The organism is Cellulomonas sp. PS-H5 (genome assembly GCF_019265565.1).
Classification (GTDB): domain Bacteria; phylum Actinomycetota; class Actinomycetes; order Actinomycetales; family Cellulomonadaceae; genus Cellulomonas.
Map to the genome: position 1 here is coordinate 1 of NZ_JAHVCI010000045.1, position 17,377 is coordinate 17,377.

The following is a 17,377-nucleotide window of genomic DNA, read 5'->3' on the forward strand; positions in this document are numbered from 1 at the left end:
CCCGGCGCCCCGGCCCCGGGCGTCCCCGCCTCGCAGGCCCCGGCCCCCGCCCCGTCCGGCTCGACCGGCGCGCGCGGCGCCGGCCCGGCCGCGGGCACCGCCGACGCCGCCACGGCGGCCTCGGCCCTCCTGCTCCCCGCTCTCGTCGAGCTGGGCTCCCGCGCCGCGCAGGACGACGTCGTCCCCGCGGCCCTCGCCGACCGCCCGGGCTCCCGCCCCGACTGATCGCGTCCCGGCAGCCGCCGACCCCCTCCGGGGTCGCACCGGCCGCCACCGCCTCCCGGTGCACCGCGCCGGTCCGGGCGGACCGACGGACACCCGATCAGCAGCGCGCCTCCACCGGCGCGCGACGGAAGGAACCACCTCACATGTCTTCGATCCTCATCAAGCGCAGCCTCGGCGTCGCCGGGGTCACCGGCGGGCTGCTCCTCGTCGGGGCGGGCGTCTCGCTCGCCGACGACGGCTCGGCGACCGACTCGTTCGGTCTGAGCCAGGGCTCGGGCGAGGCGGCCGTGTCGGCGCCGATCAGCCTGGGCGGCCTGAGCCTCGGCCTCGCCACCGGGTCGGCGCAGTCCTCCGGCTCGAGCACCACCACGACCACCGACGAGGGCACCGCGACCGAGACCCGGCAGGACGCCTCGCAGACGTCCTCCGACCTCGGGATCGACGTCGGCGAGATCACGATCGACCCGGCCGCGATGCTGTCGGGCGCCACGGCGTCGCAGCAGTCCTCGGGCGACGACGCGGCCGCCGGCACCACCAGCACCGAGGGCGTCGCGGAGGTCGCCGCCCCGGTCTCGGTCGGCGGCGTCGCCCTCACCGGTTCCACCACCTCGCAGGACGCGTCGGCGCACGGGTCGACCGTCACCGACGACCAGGGCGCCTCGGTCACCGAGGGCGCGACGAGCACCAGCAGCTCGACCACGTCCGGCGTGCTCGGCCTGGGCGAGACGACGCTCGACCCGGTCGCCGTGCTCGACGGCTCGGCCTGGTCGGCGGGCTCGGCCTCCGACGCGCGCGACGACGCGGCGGCCGGCACCTCCGGCGGGACCGGCGACGTCGACCTGTCCAGCCCGGTCAACCTCGGCGGGCTCACCGCCGGGATCACGGACGAGCGCGGCAGCGCCGACGAGGCCTGGACGATGCGCACCGACGGCGACGGCGACGCCGCCTGGACCCGGACCGAGACCGCCGACGAGTCGGCGACCTCGCTCGGCCTGACCACCGGCGAGCTCACCGCCGACCCTGCGGCCTGGCTGCAGGGCAGCACCGTGCAGGCGCTCAGCGCCCGTGACGACGCCGCGGAGGGCGCCTCGGCGACTTCCGGCGACCTGGGCGTCGCGACGCCGATCATGTTCGGCGGCGCCGACGCGTGGCTGACCGACGAGCGCGCCTCGTGGTCCTCGGCCACCGAGGGCGTCCGCACGGACGACGTCACCCGCGAGTCCACCTCCGAGCGTACCGACGCCACCCGCACCGGCGGCGCGCTCGGCCTCGGCGAGCTGGCCCTGCTCCCCGAGCTGGCCGCCACGGGGGACTCCGCCACCCGCTCGGGTGCGGATGACGAGGCCGGCACCGTCCTCGGCACCGCCGACGGGATGCTCGACCTGACCGCGCCGCTGTGGTTCGACGGCGCGCGGGCCGCCGGCACGCTCCAGTCGGAGTCCGCGACGAAGGACACCGACACGCTCACGACCGACGAGGGCACCACGAGCACCAGCACCTGGTCCTCGGCGGCCGACACGGTCGACCCTTCGCTGGCCACCGGCCCGGTCCAGGGCGACCTGGCCGGCTGGGCCTGGGGCGAGCTGACCGGCCTGGGCGCGCGGCACTGACCCGCACCCGGCCCTGACCGCCGGCGCGGACGCACGGACGCCCGCCCGGGTCACCCTCACGGTGGCCCGGGCGGGCGTCGGCGCGCCCGCGCTTCAGGTGGTCAGGGCACCCGAGGCGAGCAGGTAGGCGAGCAGCGCCGTGGCGGCCGCGCCCACGACGACGGCGAACACCGCGCGCCCGCGCCCGTGGCCGCCGGTCCGCGCCCTGCGGAGCCCCCACAGCCCGAACCAGACCGCGAACGGGCCGAGCGGCCAGATCAGCAGCGCGAACAGGCCCACGTAGCCGGCGACGATCGACTGCCAGGACCGGCCCGTCGGGAGCAGCCAGTGCACGGCGTCCCGGGGGCCGGCGCCGAGCCGGGCGGGCTCGGGGTACCAGGGGCCGGCAGGCGCGACGGCGGCGTAGGCAGGACCGGCGGCGGCGTACGGCGTGGCCGCGTACACCCCGGTGGTCGCGCCCGCGAGCGCGCGGGCGGGCTGGGCGGCGCTCGCACCGCCGACCGGAACGGGAGCCGTGCGGTGCCGGGCGTGCGCCGGAGCTCCCGCTGCACGGGCGGCGTGCGCGCCGGGCAGCCGGTGCGCGGGGGCGTCCGGGATCGGTCCGCCGGGCAGCGGCGCGGGGGTCGACGCAGGAGCCGGGTCCGGGGCCTGTGAGGGCGCCGCGGCCTGCGCCGCCGGGTCCGGCGCGGTGTGCTCGGTCCACGCCGCGCCGTCGAACCAGCGGAGCACCGCGGGCGTCACCCCGTCGGGGTACCACCCGGCGGGCGGGAGCGGCTGCGCCTCGGTCATGCTCTCCCTCTCGGCCGCTCGCGGCCGGGTGATGACCCGGGACGACCCCCGTCCCCCGTTCGGACCAGCGGCCGACCTGCTGGCGCGCCGTAACCCCCCGGACACCTTCCGCGCGTACGGTCCCGTCCACCGGTCGCACGGACGCGCCCGGACGGCCGGACCCGACGGGAGGTGACGCGAGGTGTTCGAGCACGTCGACCCGTTCATCGGCACCGAGGCCACGTCGCTCCCCCCGCAGTCCGGGCTCGCCGCCACCTGGTGGTGGCCGAAGCCGCAGGTGGGCAACACGCACCCCGGCGCGACGTACCCGCTCGGCATGGTCAGCGCGTGCGCGTACTCGGGCGCCTACCCCACGGGGTACGGCCGGTACGACCTGTCGACCGAGGGGCTCCCGCCGGCCCTGCACGCGAGCCAGCGGGCCTCCGGCTTCACGCACTTCCAGCAGTCCGGCACCGGCGCGATCCGCAAGTACTACAACTACGTCCGCGTCACGCCGATGCTGCAGCCGCTCGACGACCTCGGGCAGCTCTGGGAGGTGTCGGACGAGCGCGCCGAGCCCGGGTACTACGCCGCGACGCTCGACTCCGGCATCCGGTGCGAGATCACCGTCGGCCCGAAGTCCGCGGTGCACCGGTACACGTTCCCCGCGCACCGGGACGCCCGGCTGGTCATCGACCTCAGCCTCGGCGGCCTCGACATCCCGTACGGCCGGACCGTCCCGCTGCGGGCGCACCTGGAGTCCGTCGAGCCGGGCGTCGCGCAGGGCGAGATCACCGTCGAGGGCGCGCCGCTCGCGGTGCACGTGGAGTGCGACACCCCGCAGTGGCGGCAGCTGCTCTGGTACGACCGCCGCCTGATGCCGGGCGGCACCCGGCTCGACTTCGACCGGATCCGCCCGACGACCCTGCGGCCGTTCGGCCTGATGTGGGCCGGGCCGACCGAGCCGGGCCAGGTCGTCGAGCTGCGGTTCGGCTTCTCGCTGCGCGGCGTCGAGCAGGCGCGCGCCAACCTCGTGCGCGAGTGCGGGCCGGGGCCGTCGTCGTTCGCGGAGCGCCGCGCCCGCACCGCTCACGAGTGGCGCCGGCAGCTCGGCAAGGTGCAGGTCGACACCCCGGACCCGGCCAAGCAGACCGTGCTGTCCACGGCGCTGTACCACTCGCTGATCAAGCCGTGCCTGGCGCCGGACGAGAGCCCGTTCTGGCCGACGGATACCCCGTTCGCGTACGACATCGCGACGATGTGGGACATCTACCGCACACAGCTCCCGCTGCTCACGGCGCTGGTCCCGGACAAGGCCGTCGAGCTCGCGACCGCGATCCTGCACATCGCCGAGGAGGAGGGGAACTTCCCCATCGGCTACCGCATGGCGCGCGGTGCGGACCGGTTCTCCCGGCAGGGCAGCGCGCTCGCGCACACGTTCCTGGCCGACCTGTGCGCGCTGGGTCTGCCGTTCGACTGGGACTGGGCGCTCGTGCACCTGCACAACGACCTGCGCCGGACGTACGGCGAGGAGTTCCTGCTGCACGGCCGCACGCACCCGATCAGCCACACGCTGGACCTCGCGTTCGGCTACTTCTGCACGGCGGTGATCGCCCGGCAGGTCGGCGACCGGACGCTCCTCGACCAGTTCGCCCCGCTCGCCGGCCGGTGGCGGAACGCGTTCGACCCGGCGACCGGGCTGCTCCGCGACTCGACGTTCTACGAGGGCGGCCGGTGGAACTACTCGTTCCGGCTGCTGCACGACATGGCGGCGCGGATCGACCTGGCCGGCGGCGACGACGCGTTCGTGGCGTTGCTGGACCGGTTCTTCGGCTACGACGCCGACCCCGTGAAGCAGCCCGGTCTCGCACCGTCCGAGGACGAGATGCTCGCCGGCTACGCGCTGCACCGGTTCGAGGGCCTGAACAACGAGCCGGACATGGAGGCACCCTGGGCGTACCAGTACGCCGGGCGCCCCGACCGCACCGCCGAGGTGGTGCACGCCGTCACGCAGCAGCAGTTCGGCACCGGCCGCGGCGGCCTTCCCGGCAACGACGACTCCGGCGGGCTGTCGTCCTGGTACGTCTGGGCGACGCTCGGGCTGTTCCCGGTCGCCGGCCAGAACCTGTTCCTGGTCAACGCGCCCGCCTGGCGCGAGGCCCGGATCGACGTCGGCGGCAAGCCGTTCACGATCGAGACCAGCGGGTTCGTCGAACCCGAGCCCGACGGACCGGCGCAGTACGTGCAGCGGGTCCGGCTCGACGGGGTCGAGCTCGACCGCACCTGGCTGACCGGGACCGAGCTGCACGCCGGCGGGCGGCTCGAGGTCGACCTCGGCCCGGAACCCGGCCCCTGGACGGCCGCCGGGCGACCGCCGTCCCTCAGCACCGGCGCCTGACCGCCCGCACCCCGCGCTCCCCACCCCTTCCGCACGACCCTCCCGGAGGCCTGCCGTGACCGACGCGACCCTCAGCCCCACCGCCGACGCCGCACCCGCGCGCCGGGTCGACCGCCGCCTGGTGATCGTCGTGCGCGCCGACCCGGTGATCTGCGGCCACTCCGGGGAGGCGCGCAACCTCGCGGAGGCCGCGCTGGACCGCGGGTTCGACGAGGTCCGGATCGTCACCTGGCCGATCGACCGCCTGCAGGCCGCCGGGCTGCCGCTCAAGCCGCTCGACCGGGTCATGCCGTACCGCGACGGCGTGGTCGTGGAGCGTCCCGGCCCGGTCGGCGACTACAAGGTGCCCGACGGCCGCTACGTGGCCGGGCTGATCGGCCGGCTGGTCGAGCTGTTCACGGACGGGGTGCCCACCGTCGCGCTGTCGCTGTACCTCAGCCCGCACGCCACGGCCGTCGCCGACGCGGTGCACGTCGCCCGGCGCACCGGCCTGCCGGTGAACGTCACGACGGTCGCCGAGGCGGTCGGCTCGGACGTCACCAACGTCGTGCGCGCCTGCGTCGAGGCCGACCAGTTCGGGGCTGCCGCGCACGTGCTCGCGTCCTACCTGGAGCACGACGTCTGCCTGGCCGTGTCCGAGTACACCCGCGACCTGATCATCACCGAGGCGGAGGCGCTCGACGCGAAGCACGGCACGACGTTCGCCGCGCAGTGCCGGGAGCGGGTCCGGATCTCCTACCCCGCCGTCGACGTCGCGCAGTACCTCGCGCGCGACGACGCCGCGACGGACGCGGTGCTCGGAGCCCGGGGCCTGGACCGTGACGGGTACGTGCTCTACCTGTCCCGGCTCGCCGCGGCGAAGGGCGTGGACGACCTCATCGACGGCTACGCCGCCAGCGGCGCCCCGACGACGCACCGCCTGGTGATCGCGGGCAACGGGCCCGAGGCGGCGCAGCTGCGCGCGCACGCGGCTGCCTCGCCGGTGGCCGACCGGGTGCTGTTCCTCGACGACGTGTCCGACGACGAGAAGCCGCACCTCATGGCCGGCGCCGCCGCGTACGTGCTGCCGAGCAAGCCGCGACCGGAGTTCGTCGAGACGTTCGGCATCGCGCTCGTGGAGAAGATGCTCTCCGGCGGCGGCCCGGTCATCACCACCGACACCGGCGGCATCCCGGAGGCCGTGGGCGACACGGCGATCATCGTGCCGGTCGATGACCCTGCCGCGATCGCGGCGGCCCTCGACCGGGCGCTCGGCATCGCGGGTGCCGAGCGCGAGGAGTGGGCCGACGCGGCGCGCGAGTTCGCGCTGCAGTTCGACCGCGCGGTGGTGCTGGACAAGATTCTCGAGGCGGTCGACGCGGTGGTGCCCGCGCGGGGGTGAGCGCGGGTGACGGGGCGGCGGCGGGCCGCTCCGGCGCGCGTGGAGATGGGGCTGGACAGCGCAGAGCGGGGTGCCGCTAGCGTGATCGGCGTCGGTCCGGCAGCCGCCCCGAGGGATCGCCCGTCGACGTCCGAGGAACGATCATGCAGGTCATCCCCAAGAGCTACGGCCGGCTCATCATCATGACCGAGGAGGAGATGCGGGAGAAGCGGGCGAAGGAGCTCGCGAGCATCGGTCTCGACCTCGAGACGATCGAGGAGCGGTACGAGACCTGGCAGCTCTCCCGCGAGCAGCGCATCGCGTACGAGGAGTACCTCGCGCTGGGCCGGTTGCTCGGTGAGTGACCGAGCAGCGGGGGGCGGCGCACCGCCCGGGGCCGGTCCCGAGGCGGGCGACGACGACCTCGCGACCGTCGCGGAGCGGTTCGCCGAGGACCTGCGCCGCACCCTGCACGGGGTCGTGGCCGGCGACGACGTCGGGACCTTCGACGTACGGCCCACGGCCACGCCACGGTCGCACCTGCTGGTCGAGCAGAAGCCGGCCGACGGGATACCGCTGGCCGTCGACGGCTTCGTCGTGCTCCGGCTGCGCGCGTCCTTCGACTGCGGCTGGGACCACACCGGCCGCTTCCTCGCCGTCCGCCGGTCCACGATCGCGGCGGTCGCCGAGGGCACCGAGGAGCCGCTGTTCCGGTACGACTACGACGCGGGCTCCGACGACAACGTCCCGGCGGCGCACCTCAACGTGCACGGCCACCGCGACGAGCTGGTGTTCGCGATGATGGCGGCCGGGCACCGGCTGCGCGGCCGGGCCCGCACCTCGGCGGTCCGCCGGGGCCGGGTGCCGCGGGTGTCGACGCTGCACTTCCCGCTCGGCGGGCACCGGTTCCGCCCGTCGTTCGAGGACGTGCTCGAGATGCTGGTCCGGGAGTTCGGCCTCGACACCCGACCCGGCTGGCGCGCGGCGGTCTGCGCGGGACGGACCCGGTGGCGCGCGGTCCAGCTCCGCGCCGCGGTCCGGGACGACCCGGCGGGCGCGGCCGAGGCGCTCGTCGACCTCGGGTACGCGATCCGGCAGCCCGCGCCGGGCGGGGCGCCGGCGGTGTCGCGGTAGCCATCCAGCCGAGGCGGCGCCTCACCTGCAGAGCGAGTCGGTCGCAGGAGCGCGGCCGTCGCGGGACCGGCTCAACCGCAGGAGCGGCTCAGTCGCAGTAGTCGCAGATCCCCGTGCCCGGGAGCACCATCGAGCACGTCGGGCAGGTCTTCGTGAACTCGACCGGCTCCGGCTTCCTCGCCCGCGGGGTCGCGGCGGCGCGAGGCGCCCGCGGCGCCTTCGGGGCAGCCGACCGCGTCCGCGCCGGGGCGGCGGCGCGCGCGGCGGCAGCGGCCTGCGGCACGTCGAACCCGCGCCGGGCCAGCAGCGCCTGCGCCGCCTCCTCGCCGCCGTGGAACTCGTCGGCGCCGGCGAGCCGCCCGGTCGCGAACCGGTGCGCCACCCCGAGGATCGCGGTCGCCGGGTACGGACGGTCCTCGTGGAGGAAGAAGCCGCCGCCGGCGGGGAAGCCGTAGACGCCGAGGAAGGCATCGGCCCCGCGGGAGTCGTGCTCGGCGATGGCCTGGAGGATGTGCGCGCGCGTCACGGCGGAGAAGGTCGCCACGTCGCAGAAGCCTACGTCGTCCCCCCGGACCGATCCGCGGCCGAAGGGCCCGGGGCGCTGTGACGTCCCTTGCACCTCGCCCGGTGCCGATGAGGACGCCTCGCGCTGCGACCCCGGCCGCTACCGTCGCGACCGTCGGAGGGGGACGGCCATGACGGCGCGATCGCGAGGCGGCGGTACCCGGTGAGCGCCCGACGCGTCCGCCCCTGGCCGCTGCGGCACAGCGCGCGTCCGACCATCGACCTGACGGCCGACGTCCCGCCGGAGGAGGCGCTCGCGACCTTCGTCGCCGTGACCCGCGCGAGCCGCTACCGCGTGACGACGCCCTCCCCGACGACGGCGCGCGCCGTTCTCGGCCGCGGCTGGCTGCGGGCGGTCGCGGACCTGCTGAACCTCCCGCCGTCGGGCCCGTTCCTGCACGTCGAGCTGCACGCCGCCGCCGACCGGGTCGTCGAGGGCGCCCGGCTGCGCGTCACCTGCCGGCACGGCGGGCAGGAGGTGAACGCCGGCACCGCGGTGGCGGCGCTGCTCGACGCGGTGCTGGACCGGCTGGACACGCCGACCCGCGCGGCGGAGGCCTCGGCCTGGGGCGTCGGGCAGCCGATCTGACCGCGGTCCCGCCCGGCGGCGGCGTGCCGGTTCGCCGCGCGGACCGGTCCCGCAGCCGGTAGGAACAGGGGGCATGACCACCCGCGTCGGCTTCCACAGCTCGCACGAGCAGGTCCACCCGTCCGCCCTCCTCGCGGCGGTCCAGCACGCGGAGGAGGCCGGCTTCGACGCCGCCATGTGCTCCGACCACTGGGCACCGTGGGGCACGAACCAGGGCCACTCCGGCTTCGCCTGGACCTGGCTCGGCTCCGCACTGGCCACCACCCGGCTGCCGTTCGGGACCGTGAACGCGCCCGGCCAGCGCTACCACCCGGCGATCATCGCCCAGGCGGCCGCCACCCTCGCCGCGATGTACCCGGGGCGGTTCTGGGTCGCGCTCGGCTCGGGCGAGAACATGAACGAGCACATCACCGGCGATCCGTGGCCGCCGAAGCCGGAGCGCGACGCCCGGCTGCGCGAGTGCGTGCAGATCATCCGCGCGCTGCTCGCCGGCGAGGAGGTCACGCACCACGGGCTCGTCACGGTCGACCGCGCCCAGCTCTGGACGCTGCCCGAGGTGCCGCCCCGGCTGATCGGCCCCGCCGTGACGCCGGAGACCGCCCGGGCGCACGCCGACTGGGCCGACGGCCTGGTCACGGTCAACCAGGACCTCGAGACGATGCGCCGGGTCGTCGGGGAGTACCGGGACGCGGGCGGCCGCGGGCCGATCGCGCTCCAGGTGCACGTGTCGTACGCGTCGCACCCCGATGAGGCCTGGCGGCTGGCGCGTGAGCAGTGGGCGGGCAACGCCGCCGGGCCGCCGGCCGCGTGGGACATCGCGACGCCCGAGGCGTTCGACGAGCTGGCCGCCACCGTGGACGACGACACGCTGAGCACCGGGGTGGTGATCGAGCACGACCCGGCCCGGCTCCGGGACCGCCTGGTCGAGCTGGTCGAGGTCGGCTTCGACGAGGTCTACCTGCACCAGGTGGCGACCGACGTCCGGCCGGACCACGGCAAGCACGACGACGCCGCGCCGACGGTGACGCACCCGCCGTCGTCGCTGGACGCGTTCATCGACCTCGCGGCCGAGCACCTGCTCCCGGCGCTGCGGGCCGTGGACGCGGGCACCGAGGGGACGGACGCCGCATGAGGATCCGCGACACCGGCGACCTGTGGTGGAAGAACGCCGTCGTCTACTGCCTGGACGTCGAGACCTTCATGGACTGGAACGACGACGGCGTCGGCGACCTGCCGGGCCTGGTGCAGCGGCTCGACCACCTGGCCGACCTCGGCGTCACCTGCCTGTGGCTGATGCCGTTCTACCCGACCGCCGACCGCGACGACGGCTACGACATCACCGACTTCTTCGGGGTCGACCCGCGGCTCGGCGACGCCGGCGACCTGGTCGAGCTCGTCCGGACCGCGAAGGACCGCGGCATCCGGGTCATCGCCGACCTGGTCGTCAACCACACGTCCGACCGGCACCCGTGGTTCAAGGCCGCGCGGAGCAGCCCGGACAACCCGTTCCGCGACTTCTACGTCTGGCGCACGGACGAGCCGCCGCCCACGGCGGACGAGGTGGTCTTCCCCGACCAGGAGCAGGGGATCTGGACGTACGACGAGCAGGCCGGCGCCTGGTACCGGCACCGGTTCTACCGGCACCAGCCCGACCTCAACACCGCGAACCCCCAGGTCCGCGACGCGATCGCCAAGGTCGTCGGCTACTGGGCGGAGCTCGGGCTCGCCGGGTTCCGGGTGGACGCGGTGCCGTTCATGCTCGCCGACGCCGCGAACAGCCCCCACGACGACATCGAGCACCCCCACGAGTTCCTCAAGGCGCTGCGGTCGTTCCTGAGCCGGCGGACCGGGGACGCGATCCTCATGGGCGAGGTCAACCTGCCGTACGAGCAGCAGCGGATGTTCTTCGGCGACCAGGACGGCGACGGGTCCGCGGAAGGCGACGAGCTCAACCTCCAGTTCGACTTCGTGGCCATGCAGCAGATGTACCTGTCGCTGGCCCGGCAGGACGCCGGCGCGCTCGCGCAGGCGCTGCGCGACCGCCCGCACATCCCGCACGACGCGCAGTGGGCGACGTTCGTCCGGAACCACGACGAGCTGACCCTGGACAAGCTGTCCGACGACGAGCGCGCCGAGGTGTTCGCGGCGTTCGGCCCCGACGAGGACATGCAGCTCTACGGCCGCGGGCTGCGCCGCCGGCTGCCGCCGATGCTCGACGGGGACCCCCGCCGGATCCGGATGGTCTACTCCCTGCTGTTCACGCTGCCCGGCACGCCCGTGCTGTTCTACGGCGAGGAGATCGGCATGGGCGAGAACCTCGCCGCCGACGGCCGGCTCGCGGTCCGGACGCCGATGCAGTGGACGTCCGGGCGCAACGGCGGGTTCTCGGCCGCGGCCCCGCGCCGGCTCGCCGGGCCGGTGACCGAGGGCGGGTACGCGCCCGCGCACGTCAACGTCGCCGACCAGCGCCGGGACCCGGACTCGCTGCTGTCGTTCGTCAAGACCCTGGTCCGGCGCTACCGGGAGTGCCCCGAGCTCGGCTGGGCGGAGCGGGCGGAGATCCTCGACCAGCCGCACGCCGCCGTGCTCGCGCACCGGTCGACCTGGCAGGACGCCTCGATGATCGCGGTGCACAACCTCGGCCCGGAGGCGGTCACCGTGCCGCTGCGGCTGCGGGACCTGGTCCGCGAGCCCGGCGACGCGGGACCGGCGGACGGGACGGCCACCGACCGCAGCGCGGCGGGCGACGACGACCCGGTCCGCCTGGTCGACCTGCTGGAGGACGGGGCGTGCGAGGTCGACCCGGACGGCCGGGTCGAGGTCGAGCTCCCCGCGTACGGCTACCGCTGGCTCCGGGTCGTGCGCCCGGGCTCCCGCCGCCTGCTCTGAGGCAGGTCCGCCGAGCGCGGGGGTTCACGCCGAGCGCGGTGGCTCCTGCTACCGCGCTCGGCGCGACCTGCCGCGCTCGGCGGGCGCACCGGCGCGTCCCGCGGGTCAGGGTCGGGTGACCGTCCAGCGGCCCGCCGCGAGGTCCACCAGGCGGGGCAGGATCACGTCGCCCGCGGCGCGGAGGCCGTCGTGCAGGTACTCGTTGGTCACCCAGACCTGCGCGTTCCCGACGGCGTCCGCGGTCGCGGTCGCCAGGTCGAGGTCCACGTACGGGTCGTCGACGTACTGCACCGCGGCGACCGGCACCTCGTTGGCCGCCAGCCGCTCCGTGTCGTAGAGCGAGGGCCAGGACGTGCGGGCCGCGAGCGCCTCCGCCGCGGCCCGGAACGGCCGCAGCGCCCGGATGTCGTCGAACATCCACGGGAACACCGCCTCCCCGGTCAGCGCGAGCGGCCGGGCGTCGGGCGCGTGGTCGGGCCGGCGGTCGAGCTCGGCCTGCGCCGCCCAGCCGCCGTCGCGCTCCCCCTGGTGGTAGATGACCTCCTGGAGCACCGCGTACAGCGGGTTCGCGTCGAACCCGGTCTGGGCCTGCACGGCGAGAGCGAACGCGTCGTCGGGCGCGCCGTCCGCGTCGAGGTCGACGGTGTCGAGCAGCCAGTGCAGCGCGTCGACCCCGGTGCTCATGCCGAGCGGCATGCCGAGGGTCTGCAGCCGCCGCACGGTGAACGGGTCGCCGTCGGGCAGCGTCACGTCGCCGGCGGCGAGCCGGTCCGCGAGCGCCCCGAGCAGCTGGACGTCCTCCGGGTACCGGCGCGCGAACGCGGCGACCCGCGCGGCCTGCCGCGGGAACGTCCTGGCGTAGACGTCCTCGGCGGTCGCCGCGACGCCCGGCAGGCCGCCGGTGACGTAGCAGGCGGTCAGCGCCTCGGGGTGCCGGGACAGGTAGGTGAGCGTGAGGAACCCGCCGTAGGACTGGCCGAGCGTCGCCCACCGCCGCCCGCCGTACACCGCGCGGCGCACGGCCTCGGCGTCCTCGACGATCGCGTCCGCCCGGAAGCACGCCAGGTAGTCGGCCGCCTCGTCGCCCGATCCGAACCGGGCGATGGTCCGGCCGTCGACCCGGGACGACCGCCCCGTGCCGCGCTGGTCGAGCAGCACCACCCGGTGCGTGCGCAGCGCCGTCGACCACCAGCCGCCGCCGAACGGCCGGGGGCCCATCCCGCCGGGGCCGCCCTGCAGGAACAGCAGCAGCGGCAGGTCCTCGCCGTCGCGGGCCGGGTCGACCAGCTCGCGCGCGAACACCTCGATCGTCGGGTACCGGGACGGGTCCTCGCGGTCGACGGGTACCCGCACGCGGTGGTCGCGGACCAGCACCGGCGGCACCAGGCGCGGCTCGGAGGTGCGGACGGCGGACGTGCGGGCGCGACGGCGGGCGGCCGGGGAGGCGGGGGTCACGGCAGCACCCTAGGGTGTCGCGGACCGGTCCGGACCCGGCTCGGCACCCCGACGGCGGAGGACCGCGTGCCCGGACGGACGATCGTGATCACCGGCGCCAGCGACGGCATCGGCGCCGCCGCCGCGCGCCGGCTGGCGGGCCAGGGCGAGCGCGTCGTGCTGGTCGGCCGCGACCCGGCGCGCACCGCCGCCGTCGCCGCGGAGCTCGGCGCCCCGCACCACCTCGCCGACTTCGCCGAGCTCGACCAGGTGCACCGCCTGGGCGCCGAGCTGCGCGCCGCCCACCCGCGGATCGACGTCCTGGCCAACAACGCCGGCGGCATCATGGGCCCGCGCGCGGTCACCGTCGACGGGTTCGAGCGCACCCTCCAGGTGAACCACCTCGCGCCCTTCCTGCTCACGCACCTGCTGCTGCCGACGCTCGTGGCGAGCCGCGCGTCCGTGATCGCCACCTCGAGCGTCGCGGCCGCGCGCTGGGGGCGGATCGACCTCGACGACCTCGGGAACGAGCGCGGCTACCGCCCCGAGCGGGCCTACGGCGACGCCAAGCTCGCCAATGTCCTGCACACGGTCGAGCTCCAACGCCGGTACGGGCCCGAGGGCCTCGCCGCGGTCGCGTTCCACCCGGGCATCGTCGCCACCAGCTTCGCGAAGGAGACGAGCAGCCTGATGCGGTTCGTCTACCACACGCCCCTGCGCCGGCTGCTGACGATCACCCCCGAGCAGGGCGGCGGCTACCTCGCGGCGCTCGCGGCCGGCACGCCCGGGGTCGACTGGGAGCCCGGCGGGTACCTCGAGCAGGGCCGCGCCGCGGTGCCGCCCCCGCAGGCCGCGGACGCCGACCTCGCCCGACGGCTCTGGGACGCGAGCGCGGTGCTGGTCGGCGTCTGAGGCGGCCCGGGGACGGCGGTGTTTCCGCGGCGTCACCGCCGCCGGTCCCGGGTGACACCTGCGTGAAATCCCGGGCGGGCCCCTGTCCCGGCGCGCCACGGCCCCTCGACACTCGGCTCGGGCCGCACGGCCCGGCGACGACGCGAGCACCCCGGGGGCAGACCATGACGACCGACGACTCACCCGGGAGCACCGGGCTCGCGGAGCCGGATCCGCCGTTCGGGCGGCTGGCGGTCGGCGCCCCCGCCCCGCGGTGGCTGCATGCCGCCCTGTGCGCGGCGTGGGGCTGGAACCCGCCGGGGACGGAAGTCGCCCTCCTGGCGCTCTCGCACAACGCGACCTTCCGGGTGTCGGTCGACGGGCGGCCGGTCGCGGTGACCCGGGTCGCGCCGCCGGCCTACATGGAGGACACCGCGGCGGTCGAGTCGGAGGTGGCGTGGATGGCCGCCCTGGGGGAGGCGGGCGCCGTCCGGGTGCCCGTCGTGGTCCCGCCGGTGGACGGCCGGGACGTCGCCGTGGTGCCCGACGACGAGGAGCGGCACTGGGTCTGCCTGACCTGGCAATACGTGTCCGGGCCCTCGCTGGAGGACGCGCTCGCCGGCGCACGGCCCGGCGCCGCGGCCCCGGGGGCGTGGCACCGCCGGGTCGGCACCACCGCCGCCCTGCTGCACGAGCACGCCCTCGGCTTCCACCGGCCCCGCGACTTCGTCCGGCCCACGTGGGAGCCCGCGGACCTGGTCGGGCCGGGCAGCCGGTGGGGTGCGTGGGAGCAGGCGCGCCTGCCTCCGGCGGACCTCGCGCTGCTGGGGCGGGCCCGCGACTCCGCCCTGGACGCCCTGCGCGACGCGTCGCGCGCCCCCGACTCCTGGGGACTCGTGCACGCCGACCTGCGGCCCGGGAACCTGCTCCTCGACGGCGACGACGACGTCACGCTGATCGACTTCGACGACTGCGGGTTCTCCTGGTTCGTCCTCGACCTGGCCGCGGCGCTGTCGTACGTCGAGCACCTGCCCGACGCGCCCGACCGCGCGCAGGCCTGGGTGTCCGGGTACCAGGAGGTGCGACCGCTGACCCGGCAGGACGCCCGGACCGCGTGCGCTCTGTCGATGCTGCGCCGGCTGCAGCTGCTGGGTCGGACGGTGACGGACCCGCGCGGCGGGCCGTCCGGCGCGCTCCGCGCCGAGCAGCCGGCGGGCTCGGTCCTGGTGGCCGAGCGCTACCTGCGCTCGCCCACCTGGCTCCTCGCGTGAGCCGACGCGCGGTCGTGCCACGCTGAGGGGGTGACCGACGCATCCACCGCCGAGGGCGGGACCGGCGACCTCGCCCGGCTGACCGCACTCATCCGCGAGTTCAGCGAGGAGCGGGACTGGGAGCAGTTCCACGACCCGAAGTCGCTCGTGCTCGCCCTGGTCGGGGAGGTCGGCGAGCTCGCCGAGCTCGTGCAGTGGCTGCCCGCCGGCGACGCGGTCGCGCACTTCGCCGACCCCGACCGCCGACGTCGCGCCGGCGAGGAGATCGCCGACGTCCTGGTCTACCTGCTGCGGCTCGCGGACGTGCTCGGCGTCGACGTGCTCGCCGCGACGCTCGACAAGCAGGCCGAGGCGCGGCGGCGGTTCCCCGTGGACGACGTGCGCGGGGTGGCTCCTCGGCGGGACTGAGCCCGCGTCACGCCGTCGCGCGGCGCCGGGGCAGGCCGAACCGGTCCAGGTCGTGCGCGACGTGCACCGCGGCGGACCCCGCCGCCGCGCGCGCCTGCTCCCCCAGCGGCTCGAGGTCCTCGTACCGCCCGGAGAAGTGGCTGAGCACCAGCGTGCGCGCGCCGGCCCGCGCCGCGAGCGCCCCCGCCTGCCCCGCGGTCAGGTGCCGGTACTCCGCGGCGAGCTCCGCGTCCACGTCGGCGAACGTGCACTCCGCGAGCAGCAGGTCGGCCCCGTCCGCGAGCGCCTCGGCGCCTGGGCACGGGGCCGTGTCCATGACGACCGCCACCCGCTGGCCGCGCCGCGGCACGCTGACGTCCGCGAGCCGGACCGCGCCGAGCCGCCCCGCGCGCTGCAGCTCGCCCACCGCGGGCCCGGTGATCCCCGCCGCTGCGAGCCGGTCCGGCAGGAGCGTCCGACCGTCGGGCTCGGCGAGCCGGTAGCCGAACGTCTGCACCCGGTGCCGCAACGGCTCCACCGACAACCCCTCCGCCACCTCGCCCGCCGCCCCGTGCGGATGCAGCCGCAGGTCGAGCCCGGGCGTCGCGAGCCCGACCAGCGCCCGCACCACCGCCTCGCCCTCCGCCGGGTAGTGCAGGTGCACCGGGTGCTCCACCCGGTCCAGCACCATCCGGGACAGCACGCCGGGCAGGCCGTAGCTGTGGTCGCCGTGGACGTGGGTGAGGCAGATGCGGGTGATCGACGGCGGCGCGACGCCGGCCAGCGTGAGCTGGCGCTGCGTGCCCTCCCCCGGGTCGAACAGGTACGCGTCCCGGTCCCAGCGGAGCAGGTACCCGTTGTGGTTGCGCGTACGGGTGGGGACCTGGGAGGCCGTCCCGAGGACGACGAGCTCGCGCACCACGCGGCCAGTCTGGCGGGGCGGGCGAGCGGGCGCGACGCCGATTCCCCGTCACGGCCCCGGTGCACCCCGGGTGCTGGCACCCCCCGGTCACCGGCCGCGGGACCTGGGGCCCCTCAACCCGGGCCGCGCGCCGGCCGATGAGCACCTCGACGCGGCCGCGCAGGTGCGGCCCACGGACGCAGGGGGACCACGACATGGCACGTTCTTCCGACTTCCGGCCCACCGGCCCGGCACCGGACGCCCGACCGGCGAGCGCCGTCCCCCCGATGCCGCCTGCGGGCCCGCCCTCGGGTCCCGCCGCGTGGGCGCCGGCGCCCGGCGGGCCGCTCGCGCCCGCACCCGCGCGTCCGGGCGGCCGACGACGTGCGGTCGTCCTCGGCGTCGCCGGGCTGGTCGTGGGCCTCGTCACCGGCGTCGGGGTCGGGGCGGGCGGCGTGTCCGCCGCCTCCTCCGACGAGCGGGCCGCCGTCGCCGCGGAGCAGGAGCGTCTGGACGGCGTCACGGCCGACCTCGACGGCCGCGCCGCCGACCTGGACGCGCGCGAGGGCGACGCCGCGGCGCGCGAGCAGGCGCTGACCGACGGCGAGACCGCCCAGCAGACCACCGCGGACGAGCAGACCGCCCGCGCCGACGAGCTCGCGGCGCTCCAGGCGCAGCTCGACCAGCGCGGTGCCGAGCTCGACGCCACCGCGGCGGACCTCGGAGCCCGCGAGGCCGCGGTCGCCGCCCGGGAGGCGGCAGCGAGCACCGCGTCCACCCGGACGTCCGGGGGCAGCACGACCGCCGGCGGCACCACCGCGTCGGGCGGCGGCTCCGTCTACTACCAGAACTGCGACGCAGCCCGGGCCGCGGGCGCGGCGCCCGTCCGCTCCGGCGACCCGGGCTACCGGGCTGCGCTCGACCGTGACGGGGACGGCGTGGGCTGCGAGTAGCCC

At 76.4% G+C, this 17,377-nt stretch carries 16 protein-coding genes and 1 pseudogene; 13 read left to right on the forward strand and 4 right to left on the reverse strand.

Annotated elements, in window-relative coordinates; translation table 11 throughout:
* Both J5O08_RS15420 and J5O08_RS15425 read left to right on the forward strand, forming a co-directional pair.
* Positions 1-225, forward strand: a pseudogene (locus J5O08_RS15420) (hypothetical protein); the annotation flags it as partial.
* Positions 226-368: 143 nt separating this feature from the next.
* Complete coding sequence (locus tag J5O08_RS15425) at positions 369-1,835, forward strand: hypothetical protein (protein WP_218707771.1); 1,467 nt, start codon at positions 369-371, stop codon at positions 1,833-1,835.
* A gap of 93 nt (positions 1,836-1,928) precedes the next feature.
* On the opposite strand, the gene J5O08_RS15430 is transcribed toward J5O08_RS15425, so the two are convergent.
* Positions 1,929-2,624: a DUF2510 domain-containing protein gene (locus J5O08_RS15430; protein ID WP_218707772.1), complete on the reverse strand. Its 696-nt coding sequence runs from the start codon at positions 2,622-2,624 to the stop codon at positions 1,929-1,931.
* A 181-nt stretch (positions 2,625-2,805) separates the two neighbouring features.
* Here J5O08_RS15430 and J5O08_RS15435 point away from each other — a divergent pair, with 181 nt between their 5' ends.
* The 4 genes from J5O08_RS15435 (at position 2,806) to J5O08_RS15450 (ending at position 7,495) form a co-directional block, all read left to right on the forward strand.
* A complete protein-coding gene (locus J5O08_RS15435) occupies positions 2,806-5,001 on the forward strand; it encodes a glycoside hydrolase domain-containing protein (protein WP_218707773.1) in 2,196 nt (731 codons plus the stop codon).
* Positions 5,002-5,056: 55 nt separating this feature from the next.
* Positions 5,057-6,382, forward strand: coding sequence for a glycosyltransferase (locus J5O08_RS15440; RefSeq protein ID WP_218707774.1), 1,326 nt, complete (start codon positions 5,057-5,059; stop codon positions 6,380-6,382).
* 143 nt (positions 6,383-6,525) lie between these two features.
* Complete coding sequence (locus J5O08_RS15445) at positions 6,526-6,726, forward strand: hypothetical protein (protein ID WP_218707775.1); 201 nt, start codon at positions 6,526-6,528, stop codon at positions 6,724-6,726.
* Positions 6,719-7,495 (forward strand): hypothetical protein, encoded by a 777-nt coding sequence (locus J5O08_RS15450; protein WP_218707776.1) that lies wholly within the window; start codon positions 6,719-6,721, stop codon positions 7,493-7,495. Before J5O08_RS15445 ends, J5O08_RS15450 begins: the two co-directional genes overlap by 8 nt.
* Before the next feature lie 88 nt (positions 7,496-7,583).
* On the opposite strand, the gene J5O08_RS15455 is transcribed toward J5O08_RS15450, so the two are convergent.
* Positions 7,584-8,039, reverse strand: coding sequence for a hypothetical protein (locus tag J5O08_RS15455; RefSeq protein ID WP_218707777.1), 456 nt, complete (start codon positions 8,037-8,039; stop codon positions 7,584-7,586).
* A 183-nt stretch (positions 8,040-8,222) separates the two neighbouring features.
* On the opposite strand from J5O08_RS15455, the gene J5O08_RS15460 reads away from it, so the two are divergent.
* The 3 genes from J5O08_RS15460 (at position 8,223) to J5O08_RS15470 (ending at position 11,537) form a co-directional block, all read left to right on the forward strand.
* Positions 8,223-8,648, forward strand: coding sequence for a hypothetical protein (locus J5O08_RS15460; RefSeq protein WP_218707778.1), 426 nt, complete (start codon positions 8,223-8,225; stop codon positions 8,646-8,648).
* Between the two features lie 73 nt (positions 8,649-8,721).
* Positions 8,722-9,780 carry a TIGR03885 family FMN-dependent LLM class oxidoreductase gene (locus J5O08_RS15465; RefSeq protein ID WP_218707779.1) on the forward strand — a complete coding sequence of 353 codons (1,059 nt, stop codon included), beginning with the start codon at positions 8,722-8,724 and terminating at the stop codon, positions 9,778-9,780.
* Positions 9,777-11,537, forward strand: a complete 1,761-nt coding sequence (locus J5O08_RS15470; protein WP_218707780.1) for an alpha-amylase family protein — start codon at positions 9,777-9,779, stop codon at positions 11,535-11,537. The genes J5O08_RS15465 and J5O08_RS15470 overlap by 4 nt, the downstream gene beginning before the upstream one ends.
* A 105-nt stretch (positions 11,538-11,642) precedes the next feature.
* Here the strand turns inward: J5O08_RS15470 and J5O08_RS15475 are convergent, their stop codons facing one another.
* Positions 11,643-12,923: an alpha/beta fold hydrolase gene (locus J5O08_RS15475; RefSeq protein ID WP_218707817.1), complete on the reverse strand. Its 1,281-nt coding sequence runs from the start codon at positions 12,921-12,923 to the stop codon at positions 11,643-11,645.
* A 135-nt stretch (positions 12,924-13,058) separates the two neighbouring features.
* Here J5O08_RS15475 and J5O08_RS15480 point away from each other — a divergent pair, with 135 nt between their 5' ends.
* From J5O08_RS15480 to J5O08_RS15490, 3 genes are all read left to right on the forward strand, one after another.
* Positions 13,059-13,883 (forward strand): SDR family NAD(P)-dependent oxidoreductase, encoded by an 825-nt coding sequence (locus J5O08_RS15480; protein WP_218707781.1) that lies wholly within the window; start codon positions 13,059-13,061, stop codon positions 13,881-13,883.
* A gap of 164 nt (positions 13,884-14,047) precedes the next feature.
* Positions 14,048-15,133 carry a phosphotransferase enzyme family protein gene (locus J5O08_RS15485; protein WP_218707782.1) on the forward strand — a complete coding sequence of 362 codons (1,086 nt, stop codon included), beginning with the start codon at positions 14,048-14,050 and terminating at the stop codon, positions 15,131-15,133.
* Between the two features lie 30 nt (positions 15,134-15,163).
* Entirely contained in the window at positions 15,164-15,541 is a 378-nt protein-coding gene (locus J5O08_RS15490; protein WP_218707783.1) for a nucleotide pyrophosphohydrolase, read from the forward strand.
* 7 nt (positions 15,542-15,548) lie between these two features.
* Here the strand turns inward: J5O08_RS15490 and J5O08_RS15495 are convergent, their stop codons facing one another.
* Positions 15,549-16,439 (reverse strand): ribonuclease Z, encoded by an 891-nt coding sequence (locus J5O08_RS15495; protein WP_218707818.1) that lies wholly within the window; start codon positions 16,437-16,439, stop codon positions 15,549-15,551.
* A gap of 197 nt (positions 16,440-16,636) precedes the next feature.
* On the opposite strand from J5O08_RS15495, the gene J5O08_RS21110 reads away from it, so the two are divergent.
* Positions 16,637-17,374 carry an excalibur calcium-binding domain-containing protein gene (locus tag J5O08_RS21110; RefSeq protein ID WP_255590018.1) on the forward strand — a complete coding sequence of 246 codons (738 nt, stop codon included), beginning with the start codon at positions 16,637-16,639 and terminating at the stop codon, positions 17,372-17,374.
* Positions 17,375-17,377 lie beyond the last annotated feature (3 nt).

Coding starts and splice junctions, on each gene's coding strand:
- J5O08_RS15485 (WP_218707782.1), top strand. CDS start 14,048: ATGACGACCGACGACTCACCCGGGAGCACCGGGCTCGCGGAGCCGGAT.
- J5O08_RS15470 (WP_218707780.1), top strand. CDS start 9,777: ATGAGGATCCGCGACACCGGCGACCTGTGGTGGAAGAACGCCGTCGTC.
- J5O08_RS15425 (WP_218707771.1), top strand. CDS start 369: ATGTCTTCGATCCTCATCAAGCGCAGCCTCGGCGTCGCCGGGGTCACC.
- J5O08_RS21110 (WP_255590018.1), top strand. CDS start 16,637: ATGGCACGTTCTTCCGACTTCCGGCCCACCGGCCCGGCACCGGACGCC.
- J5O08_RS15445 (WP_218707775.1), top strand. CDS start 6,526: ATGCAGGTCATCCCCAAGAGCTACGGCCGGCTCATCATCATGACCGAG.
- J5O08_RS15465 (WP_218707779.1), top strand. CDS start 8,722: ATGACCACCCGCGTCGGCTTCCACAGCTCGCACGAGCAGGTCCACCCG.
- J5O08_RS15430 (WP_218707772.1), bottom strand. CDS start 2,624: ATGACCGAGGCGCAGCCGCTCCCGCCCGCCGGGTGGTACCCCGACGGG.